General features: G+C 31.9%; 17 protein-coding genes. 4 read left to right on the forward strand and 13 right to left on the reverse strand.

From position 1 onward, the window contains the following. The coding region (locus BW939_RS15885) for a hypothetical protein (RefSeq protein WP_159439278.1) at positions 1 to 237 on the forward strand (237 nt) is incomplete at its 5' end. Between the two features lie 118 nt (positions 238 to 355). Here the strand turns inward: BW939_RS15885 and BW939_RS13480 are convergent. The 7 genes from BW939_RS13480 to BW939_RS13515 form a co-directional block, all read right to left on the reverse strand. Continuing rightward, positions 356 to 781, reverse strand: coding sequence for a hypothetical protein (locus BW939_RS13480; RefSeq protein ID WP_123891598.1), 426 nt, complete (start codon positions 779 to 781; stop codon positions 356 to 358). Positions 782 to 1246: 465 nt separating this feature from the next. Beyond that, positions 1247 to 1789: a hypothetical protein gene (locus BW939_RS13485; protein WP_076452546.1), complete on the reverse strand. Its 543-nt coding sequence runs from the start codon at positions 1787 to 1789 to the stop codon at positions 1247 to 1249. A gap of 475 nt (positions 1790 to 2264) precedes the next feature. After that, the gene (locus tag BW939_RS13495; RefSeq protein WP_034981965.1) at positions 2265 to 2558 is read right to left on the reverse strand and encodes a hypothetical protein; all 294 of its coding nucleotides are present in this window, start codon (positions 2556 to 2558) and stop codon (positions 2265 to 2267) included. Between the two features lie 2 nt (positions 2559 to 2560). After that, positions 2561 to 3142, reverse strand: coding sequence for a hypothetical protein (locus BW939_RS13500; RefSeq protein ID WP_076452548.1), 582 nt, complete (start codon positions 3140 to 3142; stop codon positions 2561 to 2563). Between the two features lie 180 nt (positions 3143 to 3322). Continuing rightward, the gene (locus BW939_RS13505; RefSeq protein ID WP_076452549.1) at positions 3323 to 4726 is read right to left on the reverse strand and encodes a Sau3AI family type II restriction endonuclease; all 1404 of its coding nucleotides are present in this window, start codon (positions 4724 to 4726) and stop codon (positions 3323 to 3325) included. Next, on the reverse strand, positions 4710 to 5996 hold the full coding sequence (gene dcm, locus BW939_RS13510) for a DNA (cytosine-5-)-methyltransferase (protein WP_076452550.1): 1287 nt from the start codon (positions 5994 to 5996) through the stop codon (positions 4710 to 4712). The genes BW939_RS13505 and dcm overlap by 17 nt, the downstream gene beginning before the upstream one ends. Then, on the reverse strand, positions 5986 to 6312 hold the full coding sequence (locus BW939_RS13515; RefSeq protein WP_076452551.1) for a helix-turn-helix domain-containing protein: 327 nt from the start codon (positions 6310 to 6312) through the stop codon (positions 5986 to 5988). Before BW939_RS13515 ends, dcm begins: the two co-directional genes overlap by 11 nt. Before the next feature lie 328 nt (positions 6313 to 6640). Here BW939_RS13515 and BW939_RS13520 point away from each other — a divergent pair, with 328 nt between their 5' ends. The 3 genes from BW939_RS13520 to hisS all read left to right on the forward strand — a co-directional run bounded on the left by BW939_RS13520 (position 6641) and on the right by hisS (position 8949). Beyond that, the gene (locus BW939_RS13520) at positions 6641 to 6976 is read left to right on the forward strand and encodes a single-stranded DNA-binding protein (RefSeq protein WP_076452552.1); all 336 of its coding nucleotides are present in this window, start codon (positions 6641 to 6643) and stop codon (positions 6974 to 6976) included. An 18-nt stretch (positions 6977 to 6994) separates the two neighbouring features. Then, positions 6995 to 7447 (forward strand): HRDC domain-containing protein, encoded by a 453-nt coding sequence (locus BW939_RS13525; RefSeq protein WP_076452553.1) that lies wholly within the window; start codon positions 6995 to 6997, stop codon positions 7445 to 7447. 134 nt (positions 7448 to 7581) lie between these two features. Continuing rightward, positions 7582 to 8949 (forward strand): histidine--tRNA ligase, encoded by a 1368-nt coding sequence (gene hisS / locus BW939_RS13530; RefSeq protein WP_076452554.1) that lies wholly within the window; start codon positions 7582 to 7584, stop codon positions 8947 to 8949. A 403-nt stretch (positions 8950 to 9352) separates the two neighbouring features. Here the strand turns inward: hisS and BW939_RS13540 are convergent, their stop codons facing one another. Genes BW939_RS13540 through BW939_RS13565 form a run of 6 tightly spaced genes read right to left on the reverse strand, consistent with a single transcriptional unit; the run spans position 9353 to position 13831 of the window. Then, a complete protein-coding gene (locus BW939_RS13540; RefSeq protein ID WP_076452556.1) occupies positions 9353 to 9985 on the reverse strand; it encodes a hypothetical protein in 633 nt (210 codons plus the stop codon). Further along, positions 9972 to 10217: a DUF6804 family protein gene (locus tag BW939_RS13545; protein ID WP_228417246.1), complete on the reverse strand. Its 246-nt coding sequence runs from the start codon at positions 10215 to 10217 to the stop codon at positions 9972 to 9974. The genes BW939_RS13540 and BW939_RS13545 overlap by 14 nt, the downstream gene beginning before the upstream one ends. A gap of 2 nt (positions 10218 to 10219) precedes the next feature. Continuing rightward, positions 10220 to 10711: a thermonuclease family protein gene (locus tag BW939_RS13550; RefSeq protein WP_076452558.1), complete on the reverse strand. Its 492-nt coding sequence runs from the start codon at positions 10709 to 10711 to the stop codon at positions 10220 to 10222. Further along, a complete protein-coding gene (locus BW939_RS13555) occupies positions 10708 to 11283 on the reverse strand; it encodes a retropepsin-like aspartic protease family protein (protein WP_076452559.1) in 576 nt (191 codons plus the stop codon). Before BW939_RS13555 ends, BW939_RS13550 begins: the two co-directional genes overlap by 4 nt. Further along, positions 11280 to 12869 carry a hypothetical protein gene (locus tag BW939_RS13560; RefSeq protein ID WP_076452560.1) on the reverse strand — a complete coding sequence of 530 codons (1590 nt, stop codon included), beginning with the start codon at positions 12867 to 12869 and terminating at the stop codon, positions 11280 to 11282. Before BW939_RS13560 ends, BW939_RS13555 begins: the two co-directional genes overlap by 4 nt. Next, positions 12869 to 13831: a hypothetical protein gene (locus BW939_RS13565; protein ID WP_076452561.1), complete on the reverse strand. Its 963-nt coding sequence runs from the start codon at positions 13829 to 13831 to the stop codon at positions 12869 to 12871. The genes BW939_RS13560 and BW939_RS13565 overlap by 1 nt, the downstream gene beginning before the upstream one ends. Positions 13832 to 13842 lie beyond the last annotated feature (11 nt).

Below are 13842 nucleotides of genomic sequence, written 5' to 3' on the forward strand. Positions count from 1 at the left end.
GTATATTTAATGATGCTGCACATTCCCGGGATCGCCCGCAGTCAAATGTTTTTTAAGAGTTTAGAAGATTCTATTTCTGAAGATAATCCTGTTCGCTTTATTGATGCTTTCGTGAAAAAGGAGCACAAGTGTTTTTGGGCAAAACGGTCGAATAAACTACAAAAGATAAGGGATGCTACCAAACGCCACAAAAAAAGCAGTCCTTCTAAAAAACTGCTATTCTATCCTAAATTCTAAAAACGACAACTCCATAAGGTTACCAAGTGGGGAGGAAAAGCCACCGAAGGTTCCGTTCAACGGGCTTTCATTGTTGGCTTTTCAAGCCCAACGAAAGCTTAGTTATTGTACGCAGTCTCTATTTAATTATTTTATGTGATTTCATTATATCTTTTGTAGGAAAATAATAAATAATTTCATTGCTAGTATTTACATAAAAATTTATGGTGTCTATATTTATTGCTACTTTGGCAATGTATATTTTCGGTACGACTTCTTGTTTTTTTTCTGTCGACAAATATTTACCTCTGTAAAAATCGCTGGTTTTCAGATAAATTTCAGAAGAATCAGAATCATTTGTTATTATGGCTTTAGTTAAATATTCTCCTGAAGCTATACTATCTTCATCTCTGTTTGTAAAAGCTCTAATTTCAATAATTTTTAAATTTTCTCCATTCTTGGTGTAATTTTTTTTCAAGTAATTTAGTAAAGCTTCATCTTTTGATTCTTGACAATTACACAGAAATATTAAAAAACAAATTGTAACTACTATTTTTAAATTCATTTTTAAGTTTATGGTGATTTTTGAGATTGCGGACAACGTCAGTCTGTGAAAAAACCTCCGTTTATTGTAATCAAAAATAGGTAAATAATTTCAATAATTTAGGAAGAAATTTGTATATTTAATGATGGAACACATCACTGGGATTGCCCGCAATCAAATGGTTTTTACGAGTTTAGAAGATTCTATTTCTGGAGAAAATCCAGTTTGCTTTATTGATGCTTTTGTTGAAAAGTAGCACAAGTGTTTTTGGGCAAAACGGTCGAATAAACTACAAAAGATAAGGGATGCTACCAAACGCCACAAAAAAAGCAGTCCTTCTAAAAACTGCTTTGTATATCAAAATTCTAAAAACGACAACTCCATAAGATTACCAAGTGGGGAGTAAAAGCCACCGAAGGTTTCGTTCAACGGGCTTTCATTGTTGGCTTTTCAAGCCCAACGAAAGCTTAGTTATTATGAGAAGTATTATTTTGTTTCATCATCTTTTGCGTCATTGTCTTTTAGTAGATCTGCAATTATTATCGCTGGAGCTTCTTGCTCAATGACAAGTCTTTGAAATGCGGAGTAAATATCTTTTGAAGTATTATAGTGTCGGTTCAATTGACCGTGTATTTCACTATTATATAAAAGCGGTATTAACAAAACTCTCTTTTGATGATACTCTACATAATGACTATTTACATTCACTATAACAACTCCATTATTCAACAAATTATTGAAATGTGCTGCAAGAATGAATAAATCAGTTGTTAACTCTATAGGGTAATCCTCTAATATTTTCACTCTACAATGGAAGCTGCCATCATAAATCATATAATAGAAAGCACCTCCTTGTTCTTTGCCGATTTCAAATATTGTCTCAATATATTTCTCCTTCTCATAGACTCCGTGTTTCCAATCAGCATCGCTATGAAGTTTTTTTAACTCTTTCCACACCCGTTCTTCTTGTTTTTTGAAGCTAAGTGTTAAACGATATATTCTTTGTAGATAAAATTTAATCTTGTTCATATTTTTGTCTTTGCATTATTTCTCATAACGTCAGTCTGTGAAAAAATCTTCGTTTATTTTAATCAAAAATAGGTAAATAATTTCAATAATTTGGGAAGGAATTTGTATATTTAATGATGCAACACATCACTGGGATTGCCCGCAATCAAATGGTTTTTACGAGTTTAGAAGATTCGATTTCTGGAGAAAATCCGGTTCGCTTTATTGATGTTTTTTGTGGAAGATGATCATTGAAACTACAAAATGCAAGAGTTGCTACCAAACGCCACAAAAAAAAGCAGTTCTTTTAAAAAACTGCTTTGTAAATCTCTATTCTACAAACGATAACTCCATAAAATTACCCAATGGGGAGGAAAAGCCACCGGAGGTTCCGTTCAACGGGCTTTACCTCAAAGTTTTTATTTTTTTTTGGTTTTTTGTAAATTCATTTCTTGTCTTTCAGACAAAACGAAAGCTTAGTTATTAGCAGATGTGCTTATTCGTCATTTAGGTTCACTTCGTTTTCGTTAATTCCGTTTAAGTCCATAATTGTAAAAATTATTTCTTCCGTTTTTCTACAAAGTTTCACAATTTTTTGAACATTTACATCTTCCATTTCTTCAAAATGTTTTAAGGAAAATGAATAAATATCGCCTTGGTCAAATGCGTCTTTTAAATGACTGAACTCATTTGACATTGCAAGATTCACAATTTGTTCAAAGATTATTTCTCTTGCTTCAATTAAATTATTTATTGTCTGAATGATTTGTTCACGATAAGTTAATTCCATAATTATTCACCTTTAAAAAATGCAAGTTCTAAAGCTCTATATTCTGTAATTTCATAACCAACTTTTTGTTTCATCAGTTTATAGAATACTTCAAAAGTTGTTTCATTTTTTAAGTTTTCGATAAACTTAATGTATTCAATGTAAGTTTTAGGTTTTTCAAGTTTGTATTTATGAGGTTCTTCATTGTTTAAAAAACGAAAAACTCGGCTGTCCCAAATTGCATATTGTTTTGGGTTGATGAAATGTAATAATTTTGAAGTTCCAACAAGCGAATTGTTAAAGGCTCTTTTCAAAGTTGCTAGTTGTTCTTCATTTATTTTCTGTCCGTTTTTTACTGCGTTTAAAATTGAAAGAATTTCATCAGTTTTTTCGAGTTGTATTGACTTCAAAATTGTTGGCATCCAAGAATAAGTGAAACTTATCCCAATGATTATATTCTCCAGATTTATAGTTTGAAGATTTTTAAAATAATTCAAAAAATGTGGATAAGACAAGAGATAATTTTCTTTAGAAGAGTCGAAATTATTTGCGATTTTGGTCAGTTGTTCAATAATTTCTTTGTTAGATTTTTCGGATATTTTCATTGTGTCAGTTTTGTTCTGAAAGCATATCAGCTCACGTTTCGCGGCTTTGCGTAGTGGCGGATTTCGAAGACGAAACTTTCAATTTTGAACGAATGTTCAATTGAAAAACTGAACTTGAATTTAGCACTAAACCCGCCATTACGCAAAACCGTTGTTAGGCGATTGCCCTTTTTATTTCGTTCATTTTTTTAAATATATTTCGTCTTTCACATAGCTGTTATTTAGCCAAAAACAATGTTTTGTATATTCCATTTCCTTTGTCAATTTGTCTTTGTTCGGTAAAGGATAAGCGTCAGAAGCATCTTTTGCGTGAGGTCGAACGTGAGAAATGGAACTGAATTTTTTGCTAGGAAAGTTCGTGAAACGAACTTCCTTGCCATTTTTGTTAGTTTTTATTTCTTTTACGATTTCGCCTTTTGCAACAATTTCTTGAGTTTTATTCCAAACTTTTTCAACTTCAAGCAAGTCCAAATATGGCATATTCCAAAACTTTACTTTTCGTAAAACCAGTTTTTCGTTTTCAAATTGGAAGAATACAAACAGAAATTTATGTTCCAAAATATCTTTGAAATCAGAGTTTTCCCAATCTTCATTTACAAGTTCTTCGTATTTAAATGTTGGAAATGAAATATCTTCTTTAGGCAAATTGTTTTCTTTTAAGCGAACCGTTTTTACAATAATTTCGGCTTTTTCAAATTCTTCAATTTCTTTATCAAGTGAAATTCCAAGAATAGCCTTTGTCAAGTTTGCATAAAAACTTTTTGCTTTTGTGTTAATTTCAATTTTTAAACTTTTTACAATTTCTTCTTCTGTTTTTCCATAATATGGTTTGAATTTTGAAATTACAATTTCTTCAATTGTTTGTTTTTTAGCAACAGAAACTGATGGAATAATTTTTCCATAAATCTCTTTGGTTTCGCCAGCAATTGAAGCAATTATGTGATTTACATAACCTTGCTTAAAAGAATATGCTCTTTGTTTTGCAGGGATTTCTGAAAATGGTTGTTTTCTAACCGACAATGCATTTGCTCCTTTTGTACAAGCTCCAAGATAAAAAGTGTCGCCCTCCGAAAGTTCGTGAGCTTTTCCGTCAGCGATTTTCTTTGTAATAGTTTCCCAATCTTTTTTGATTATTTCTAAATCTGTTGACGGAAAACTCCATTCATCAACCAGTTTTATAATCAAATCTAAAATGTCGTAACCAGCTTGATGCAAATAGAAAATCAAAAGAATGCTTGCATTCTTTTTGATGAAATCACTATTTTCAAAATTTTGGTTTACAACATTCAAATAATTTATGATGTTCAAAACCAATCGCTCTTTTGAGCGATATTCATTGTTTTTAAGTTGTTTTAGTGGCGAAGATTTTAACTCCATTCCAATTTGAGCAAAATCTGCTTCTGCTGTCGAATTGGGTTCGTAACCAAAATAAAACTTCTCTAAAACTTGTCCAAAGTTTCCTTTTCCCGAATAAGAATGTTCCAAAATATTTGGATTACAAATTTGACGTAAAGATTTACCTTTTAGTTTTTTCGCATACTCAATAACAGAGTTTTTATCGCTTGGATTATACGGTAATTTCATTCTTTATTTTTTCTGTTAGAGCAATACCAATTTTTTCAATAACACCAACAACCAAAGCATTTCCCATAAAAAAAGCTCTTTTTGTATCTGTAATTCCGTCAATTTTTGTGTGGTCGTCAGGAAACATATTTAAACGTTCCAATTCAATTGGCGACAATCTTCTGTAACCTTTTGGCGTTTGAATAACGTGTTTAAATCGTGATGCCGATTTTCCACCTTCGCCTGTTATAATTGTTCTTGATGCTTTGTCTAATGGATCTGGAAAAATCATTCCGCCTTCACTATAATTGTACTCAAAACCGTCTGCATTTTTCCGCATTTCTTTTTTCGGACCTTTCAAATATTTCCATTTGTCCAAATCCTGGTCGTTGATGTAAAACTCTTCTGTTACTTCTCCGTTTTGAATTAAATCTTTTAGAATAGTAAATTTTCCCTCGTAATTCGGTTGCGTTTTAATGGTTGTAACGTTTCCGTCAATCATTAATCCCGAGTTTTCAAATAGTCCTGTTTTTCCTCCTTTGTTGAAGTTTTCAGAAATTGAAACGATGTCGCCTTTTAGTTTAAATTCTTTTGGAAACAAAGAATTTTCTGTTGAAACAGGAAACGAATTTGCTAAAGTTCCATCTTCCAAAATCCATTCAATCGGTTTGATGTTTTTTATATTTTCGTAAATTTCTGTATTGTTTAAATACGCCAAAATGAAAATTCTTCTTCGTCTTTGTGGCATTCCAAATTCGGCAGCATTCACAACTCGCCATTCAACTGCGTAACCTAAATCGTTTAAACTTTTTAGAATAATTGCAAAATCTCGTCCACGTTGTCCAGATGGCGAAATCAATAATCTGTCAACATTTTCAAGAAAAATATATTTTGGTTTATTCTCTTTTTCTGAAAGAATTTTGTGAATTGACCACCACAAAACACCTTTTTTTCCAATCAAACCTTTCGAGTTTTTTAGTGTTGTTGCAACCGAATAATCTTGACAAGGGAAACCGCCAACCAACAAATCGTGGTCGGGAATATCAGAAACTTCAACGCTTGCAATATCTTGATTTGAATGATTATCCATTCCAAAACGTCTTTCATAAACCGCAGAAGCGTGTTGTACTTTCGTTGATGGTTCCCATTGATTACTCCAAACTACTTCGTAGTTTGTTTCAAAAGATTTTTTATAGTTTGATGATGCAGATTTTCCGTTCCAGCCTTCAAGTCCAAGTCTGAAACCTCCAACACCTGCAAACAATTCAACAACTTTTATTTTATTTTCCATTGTTCACAGTTTTTAGATATTTTACTTTTTCTTCGGCAACTTTTAGGATTTCGATGTCAGCTTCTTCGTCCATAATTTTATAAGCAATTTGGTCGCTCAAAAATTCAGATTGTAATTCTTTTTTGTCAACGTGAAAATATTCAGAAACTTGGCTAATAATTAGTTTTGTCGGTTGTCTTTCGTTCCGTTCGATTTTCGCAAGTAGGGAAGTGTCCATTTGCAAATTTTCTGCAACGGTTTTTAATGTCTGTCCTGTTTCTTCTCGTAAACTTCTCAAAAGTTCTCCAAAAGATGTATGTTTTTTTAAAATAGTCATTTGGTCATATTTTGTCCAAATATACAACTAATTTAGAAATGGACAAATAAAGTCCAAAGTTTTTTAGAAAGTTCAGTTTTGGCGGTCTGTTTGGTTGGGTGTCGCCTAACTCTCAAATATACGCAATAATCTAATTAAACTAGAAAATAATTTTTATTTTAATTAGTTGATTATTAGATACAAATCCATTTTCAAACGACTACAAACGAATTTAAATATTTTTTTACCGAATAAATTTTAAAGTCTGATGAATCTTTGCAACAGAGATTTGAGACCAACAGTGAAGCTCTCTTATCTGAATATTTAAATTTAAAAAAAATACAAAATTATGTCACTAAGAAATCGAGTAACATTAATCGGTTACACAGGTAAAGAAGTTGAAATCGTAAACTTCGAAAATGGTAAAATTGCAAAAGTATCGCTGGCAACCAATGATTATTATACCAATGCAAAAGGCGAAAAAGTAGAAGAAACGCAATGGCACAATCTTGTAGCCAACGGCAAAATTGCTGATATTATGGAGAAATATGTACAAAAAGGAAAAGAAATTTGTGTAGAAGGAAAGATCATCTACAGATCGTACGACGATAAAGACGGAAATAAGAGATTCATTACAGAAATAAGAGTAGATGAAGTGGTTCTTTTGGGAACAAGACAAGGGTAATTTTCAAAAAACACGGTAATGCATATTAAAGTATTTAAAGTGAGAATTGCTGAAGAATTTCTAATGGACGATCAGCATAAAGTTGACCATTTTCTTGTAGAAAATGAAGTTGTGAAATTTGATACTGCGTTTGTGACAGAAGATCAATCGTGGTCTGTAATCCTTTATTACAGAAGGTTTCCCGATACGCCGAATTTTGTGAAAGAAACAAAATCTCAGAAGTATTCTGCTGAAGATGACGTGTTAACAGAAAGTGAAATCAGAATTCTGGAAGCTCTGAAACTTTGGCGATCAGAAAAAGCACGAGAGCAAAGCTTGCCAACTTACTTTATTGCGACAAATAAAGAGCTTACTTCCGTCGCCAAATATAAACCTTCGAAAAAGCAAGAACTTCTAGATATCAAAGGTTTCGGAAAGCATAAAATAGAAAATTATGGCGAAGAGATTCTGGAAATCTTAGAAAGTGTCTGAAATAAAAACACAAATGATTAAATGAGAGGCCGGAGGAAAATTTTCTCCGGTTTTTTTTATTGATTTAAAAGTCCTTTCAATTCCTTATTTTTGCAAGAATATCATTTATCAACCATCAATTATCATTTATAATAATGAAGCCAAGCTTAGCAAAAGGAACTAGAGATTTTATGTCACTGGAAGTTTCAAGAAGAAAATACATTATCAATATATTACAGAAGAATTTTGAGCTTTTTGGTTTCCAGGCTTTGGAAACCCCAAGTTTTGAAAATCTTTCCACTCTTACAGGGAAGTATGGAGAAGAAGGAGATCGTTTGATTTTTAAGATTTTGAATTCAAGCATCAACGAAGCGAAAGACGAGAAGAAAACTCAGATGATGAATGATTTTCAGAAAGCTTTAGATAAGCCTTTCAGTGCTGAAACCCTTACAGATAAAGCACTTCGCTATGACCTTACAGTTCCCTTCGCAAGATTTGTAGCCATGAATCACGGGAAATTGACTTTCCCTTACAAACGTTTCCAAATACAGCCGGTTTGGAGAGCAGATCGCCCACAAAAAGGAAGATTCCGAGAATTTTATCAGTGTGATGCCGATGTTGTAGGTAGCGAAAGTCTTTGGCAGGAAGTTGAATTGGTGCAATTGTATTTAAAATCTTTTAAAGAGTTAAAAGTCTCAGTTACCATTCATATCAACAATAGAAAAATTCTTTCAGGTTTGGCAGAATATGCTGGAATTACAGATAAACTGATTGATTTCACTGTCGCTTTAGACAAATTAGACAAAATTGGGAAGGATGGAATAGTAAAGGAACTTTTAGAAAGAAATATTTCTCAGGAATCTATTGATAAATTAGATTTCCTATTCACCCAGTCGAATGATGCCTTGGAAAATCTTCTTCAGTTAAAAGAAAAATTTGTAGGAAACGAAATCGGACTGAAAGGAGTTGAAGAATTGGAATTTGTCATCACTCAGTCTTTAAATTTAGGGGTTGATATCCAGAATTTAGTTTTTGATATCACTTTAGCTCGTGGACTAGATTATTATACAGGAGCAATTTTTGAAGTGAAAGCAGACGAAGCACAAATGGGTTCCATCGGCGGCGGCGGAAGATATGATAATCTTACAGAAGTTTTTGGTGTGAAAAATGTTCCGGGAATAGGGATTTCTTTCGGTCTTGATAGAATTTATCTTGTGGTGGAAGAGTTGAATCTTTTCCCTGAAGAAGCTGCTTCTAATGTAGAATATTTGTTTGCGAATTTTGGTGGTGAAGAAACTTTGGAGGCTTTAAAATTGATTATCCAATTAAGAGAAAAAGGGATTTCGGCAGAACTTTATCCTGAAAGTGCAAAAATAAATAAGCAATTCACTTACGCCGAAAAGAAAGGGATTAAAAATCTTGTTTTCTTAGGAGAGGAAGAGATTAAAAACCGAACAGTAACTTTTAAAAATCTGGAAGCTGGGGAGCAAAAGACTATTTCTTTGGAGGAGTTTTTAGGATAGATTTTAATCTTCCCAACCACAAAGTGTTTTTCCCAAGGTCTGCGCTTTTTTGAGACTGACCTTAATAATCTCATGTTTGCAACTAGATAACCCCCGGCAGTCTTTGGAATAATGATATTTTTTTCCGCCAGTGCTATCACAAAGATAAACATCAGATTTTTTGAGAGATGTTCCATTAAAGTATAAAATAAATATAAAGAAAATTAAAACGCTATTTTTCATAGTATAAAAGATGAAAATTCCGGCTCATAGAGTCGGAATTTTTTCATCATTTGTGTTTTTACACCTAAAAAATATATGTACTATTGTGTTTTCAGATTCTTTAGTAATCTTCGTTGCAAAGGTAAAAAGTGTTTTTGGAAGTTCCTTACGGGATACCTTATTTTGACGTTTTTTAAAAAAATTATAAGGCTTCGTCTAAGTTGCTTGGTTGCGTGCTGAAGTTGCCGTTATGCTGTAAGATCAGTTCATATTCCAGAATATTATTAAATAGCGCTTTTGGATCATCTTTACCGACTTCCTCATCGTGTAAAAATCCACCTTTAATTTCTCCACCCTTCATTATTTTTTCAGGATTCCAGCCTTTTCCGTAGTAGAAAAATATCTGATATGTTCCGTTCGGAAAAGAAAAAGAATACTGCTCACCAGCCCGAATGTAGGCGTGGCGAACAACATTATCGTTTTTTTTGAGAGTCACAAGAACATCAGAATTACTTGTTGTCACGTTGATTTGAGAACATCCATATTCATCACATGCAGAATTTTCACCGTAATATTTTGAGTATGGAGTGGATCCTGTTTCTAAAGAATTTGAACCGTATAATTCTTCGGTTTCTTTTTCTTTTTGAAGTTTCATCTCCTCTTCTTCACGGATTTTCTTTTCTTCATCCGATTCTTCATCCACTCCATTATTATAATCTACACTTGCGGTAATGCTGTCTGAGGTTGAATTTAAGCTATTGAAACTGTTTTCCTCTTTTTTCGTACAAGAAAGCAGAAAAAGACTTAGTATTAGAGCTAGATTACTTTTTTTCATGGTTGTTTATATTTTTTATAACTGAAATAATTAGAAACCCCGCAACTACAACATCAACAACATTCCAGATGAATCTTCCGAGAGCAATTTTTAAAAATGGCTGAAATAAAATGGCCAATGCAATAAAGATAAACATCATTTTTCCATCATTTTTTTTGTTTGCGTCAATTGCCAAATATCCAAATCCTGCGAATGCCAAGAATCTTACGAGTTGGTAGTAGCCGTAAGGCATTTTTAAAAGGCAGAGGAGAAGGAGTGTGGCGAGGAGGATTTTCGTGATTTTCTCCAATCCCAGGGCGCTATCGGGCTTTTGTCTTTCCATAGACCAAGTTTAAGTTTTCTTGCTTGTTTTTCTAAAGTATCATAGCTATTGTCTTTAGAATATTTTTTAAAATGCCACGCTAGTCCGTTCTTAACGAGTTCTTTGTTAATGTTTTTACCATTTTTTAAAATAATTTCGGCAATTAATCTTTTGTTTCTATCTTTTTTTCCGTCTGTTGACATTCTCACCATTTTTCCAAAACATAAATCTGAAACAAACTGTTTTGCATTATTACCAAAAGGCTGTTTTTTCTCTGGACAATCAATATTTGATAATCTCACGACCTGTGGTTTTCCGTTCATTAAGAGTTCTACCGTGTCACCGTCTTTTACACCGATGACTTTGTAGGTTTGGGAAAAGAGTAGGAACGGAAGGAAGATGAAAAGGAGGGTTTTATAAATCATTTGAAAATAATTACGTTATTATAGTTATCAATTTCAATAGTACCAAAATTTTCTAAGACAGATTGACCGAGAAGCAAAGGTGCATCTGCATTATCTATAACAGTTGCTTTTACATTATTTAAAATAATATCTCCAACTTTTACAGTTCTCAAATTGATTTTAGTTCCCTCGGAAATCGTTCCTGTTGCATCCTGAAAATATTCCGTTTCCAATATATCTTCTTTTTTAAGTGTTCCCTGTCGGTAAAGTACACTTGCTTCTGAAGATGAAATACAAATGCTACTTGCACCTGTATCAAAAATAAATTTCAATTTTAAACCATTGATTTCAATCCAGACATATTTTACGCCGTTCTCATTTTCCATAGGAAGAACATTTTGTGGATGCGATGCTTCTTCGATGATTTCATCAGCTACTTCGATACTATCAATAGGTATATATACATTTTCTTTAGAATAGTCCTCAATTTCAGCTGGCTTATGAGCTGCATTATCTCTATCAAAAATCTTACTCTCAGGATGTTTGCAACCTGAGAGTAAAATGATTATTGGGATTGAAAATTTTAGTTTCATTTCGTTGAAGTAGTATTATTTACCGATTTAGTTTTCAGATTTTCATCTTTATAAAACGGTATCTTTTTTAATGAATCCTTATTTATCAAAATTTTATTTGAATTGAATGCTGAAGGATTTTCTTTAATAAGATACTCTTCATAATCACCCTTTTGATATTTATACGCATCTCCAATGGGTTTATTTATTTCAAAAACAATTTTCACAACTTCGTCTATTTTTGTTGAATTGTCTATCAGTTTATTTTGTATTTCTTCAATTTTGTTCTTTGCAACATCGTTTGGAATAGGGTTGAGCTTGCTTTCAACCAAAACAGGATCACTTTCATTAGATTCAATAACTTCTTTTGAAGTTGCAATGTTTTCGGCATTTTCTAACTTCTTTTTATTGTCGCTATTTATAAAATAAAGATAAATTATGCCTCCAATTAGAAGAACATTCAGAACTAAGGAGATAATTGTTAAAATTTTTGAAAAATTATTTTTTCCATCATCATCATCATCATTTCCATAATTAGGTTTTTCATAAGGATTTGAAAAGGGAGAAACTTGAGAGGTACTTCGAGGATTAGATACTGAGGAAACGTGATTTGTAGAGCTTAATTTTCTTTTTTCATCGTTAAATTCTTTTTCAAACTGTTTGTAAGAATTATTTACTTCATCAAGAGTTTTTCCAGAATGCAAATTGGACATCAAAATAGAAATATGACCAGCAAACGTTTTATATAGATTTTCTAATTTTGATAAATCACTTTTTGATTCTTCAATTTTTTTCTGATTTTCTGACTGTTTCTGTTGGTTTTGCTCAATTTGCTTTTTTCTATTTTCTATTTCTCTATTTTTTTCCTCTTCAAGTTGTAGTTTGTTTTTTTCGAATTTTGCAATCGCATCTGTTATTTTTTGCTTTCTTTCAATTTCTAACTTATCGATTTCTTGGTCAAATTCTTTTTTATCGCCGACTTGTTGAATAAATTTGAAAATACCTTTTTGTGCTACAAATGTTGCAACTTCTTCACTTCGAGTAAAATAAATTGTATCATATACGTTCAATAAATCAATTGATTTTTTAAAGAAAATTTGTAATTTTTCAGGGGAAGTTTCACAGAAAACGAAAAGGTTTTTATTTGTGTGAAACGAATTTAGATTGCTAATTACATCTTTTAAGTTAATACTTATTTTATCAAAATCTTTAGGCTTGCTAACAGAAAATTTATCTGAATGATTAACTGTTATCGTATCATTTTCAACAAATTTTGCTAATAAATTTGTATGAAACTCATTTAGATTACTAATGATGATGCCTTCATCTAATATTTTATCTTTTAATAATATTGCAGAACCTATAAAAGATCCTTCTCGTGCAGAAGTAGGTTCTTTTGCATAAGTATAAACCGCATATGAAATTATATTGTATCCATTATTTGATTCTTTTCCAATAGAATATAAAGAACTATTAGAAAACAAACGGATGGAACCTCGTATATCAAATGCTTTAACGGTATTACTTGGGTCGCCTGAAAAATAAGTTTGGGTAAATCCGTTAGGATCTCCGAATGTCCCAAATGCTATTAAATTGATGTTTCTCATTAATTTGTAAAACTAAATTTTATACGTTCCCAGAAGGTCCCCTCATAATCTAAAGAATAGCCAGTAATACTTTCATAGAGCCATTCGGATAATTTCTGAGCTCTTTCTAAGTTTAATAATGTAACTCTATTTGATTCTTCATTCAATTCTCCTATGGTGTAAAATGTTTTTGCTAAACCATATGTGTCCATGGCTGTTGAAGTCATGGGAAGTCTTTCGCTAATAAAATTTTCAAGTTCCGCAGTTGCCTCTACATTTGTACTACCTGATTTATCCCATTTTGAAATAATAAGAATGATATTTACAGATTTTAATTTTTTCTCATACTTTTCCAATTTATTCAGAAAAGTATTTATTAAAATATCATCTGTATGTGCTTTCTCATAACTTGTCACAATTATAAATGTTAGTGGTAAGTTTGCTGATAGATAAGTTTCTATACTGCTATGATAATTTCCACCACGTTTTATTTCATTATGATTTTCTCCCGAAGTTTCTAAAAAAGTAAGATTGATTGGATTAACTTTTTTGGATTTATTATTTGGTTCGAAAACTAAATCCAACCTCGTAACTTTATCTTTAGTTGTTCCTTCTGGTAAAATACCTTTGCTAATATTGTCAAAATAATCGTATAGTAAACTCTCTGCCTCAGCAGTATTTGGCGTCCCAATTTTAGGTCTAATTACTCCTGCTTGTGAACGTAAGTAATAAAGCATTGTAGCTAAAATAACTGATTTCCCAGAAGATGCGGGTCCAAAAAAGAAAACAAAGTTGCTATCGCTATTTTTAATCTCATTATTATTTTTTTTAGCAATTGGAACAAAAGTTTCATTTACTAATTCTCTTTTTGTGTCAATGGAGAGAGGTTTTAATTCTTCATTATCATCAATTGCTAAAGGTCTCAGTTCTTCATTTTGGTTATCTAAAAGTAAAGGTTTTAAAGGTTCATTTTCCAATTCCATAATTTTATGAT

The organism is Chryseobacterium piscicola (genome assembly GCF_900156685.1).
GTDB lineage: Bacteria > Bacteroidota > Bacteroidia > Flavobacteriales > Weeksellaceae > Chryseobacterium > Chryseobacterium piscicola.

Excerpts from the sequence above, each read along its gene's own strand:
- BW939_RS13480 (WP_123891598.1), bottom strand. The coding sequence starts at position 781 with ATGAATTTAAAAATAGTAGTTACAATTTGTTTTTTAATATTTCTGTGT.
- BW939_RS13500 (WP_076452548.1), bottom strand. The coding sequence starts at position 3,142 with ATGAAAATATCCGAAAAATCTAACAAAGAAATTATTGAACAACTGACC.
- BW939_RS13560 (WP_076452560.1), bottom strand. The coding sequence starts at position 12,869 with ATGAGAAACATCAATTTAATAGCATTTGGGACATTCGGAGATCCTAAC.
- dcm (WP_076452550.1), bottom strand. The coding sequence starts at position 5,996 with ATGGAAAATAAAATAAAAGTTGTTGAATTGTTTGCAGGTGTTGGAGGT.
- BW939_RS13545 (WP_228417246.1), bottom strand. The coding sequence starts at position 10,217 with ATGCCTTACGGCTACTACCAACTCGTAAGATTCTTGGCATTCGCAGGA.
- BW939_RS13505 (WP_076452549.1), bottom strand. The coding sequence starts at position 4,726 with ATGAAATTACCGTATAATCCAAGCGATAAAAACTCTGTTATTGAGTAT.
- BW939_RS13515 (WP_076452551.1), bottom strand. The coding sequence starts at position 6,312 with ATGACTATTTTAAAAAAACATACATCTTTTGGAGAACTTTTGAGAAGT.
- BW939_RS13495 (WP_034981965.1), bottom strand. The coding sequence starts at position 2,558 with ATGGAATTAACTTATCGTGAACAAATCATTCAGACAATAAATAATTTA.
- BW939_RS13550 (WP_076452558.1), bottom strand. The coding sequence starts at position 10,711 with ATGATTTATAAAACCCTCCTTTTCATCTTCCTTCCGTTCCTACTCTTT.
- BW939_RS13520 (WP_076452552.1), top strand. The coding sequence starts at position 6,641 with ATGTCACTAAGAAATCGAGTAACATTAATCGGTTACACAGGTAAAGAA.
- BW939_RS13565 (WP_076452561.1), bottom strand. The coding sequence starts at position 13,831 with ATGGAATTGGAAAATGAACCTTTAAAACCTTTACTTTTAGATAACCAA.
- BW939_RS13555 (WP_076452559.1), bottom strand. The coding sequence starts at position 11,283 with ATGAAACTAAAATTTTCAATCCCAATAATCATTTTACTCTCAGGTTGC.
- BW939_RS13540 (WP_076452556.1), bottom strand. The coding sequence starts at position 9,985 with ATGAAAAAAAGTAATCTAGCTCTAATACTAAGTCTTTTTCTGCTTTCT.
- hisS (WP_076452554.1), top strand. The coding sequence starts at position 7,582 with ATGAAGCCAAGCTTAGCAAAAGGAACTAGAGATTTTATGTCACTGGAA.
- BW939_RS13525 (WP_076452553.1), top strand. The coding sequence starts at position 6,995 with ATGCATATTAAAGTATTTAAAGTGAGAATTGCTGAAGAATTTCTAATG.
- BW939_RS13485 (WP_076452546.1), bottom strand. The coding sequence starts at position 1,789 with ATGAACAAGATTAAATTTTATCTACAAAGAATATATCGTTTAACACTT.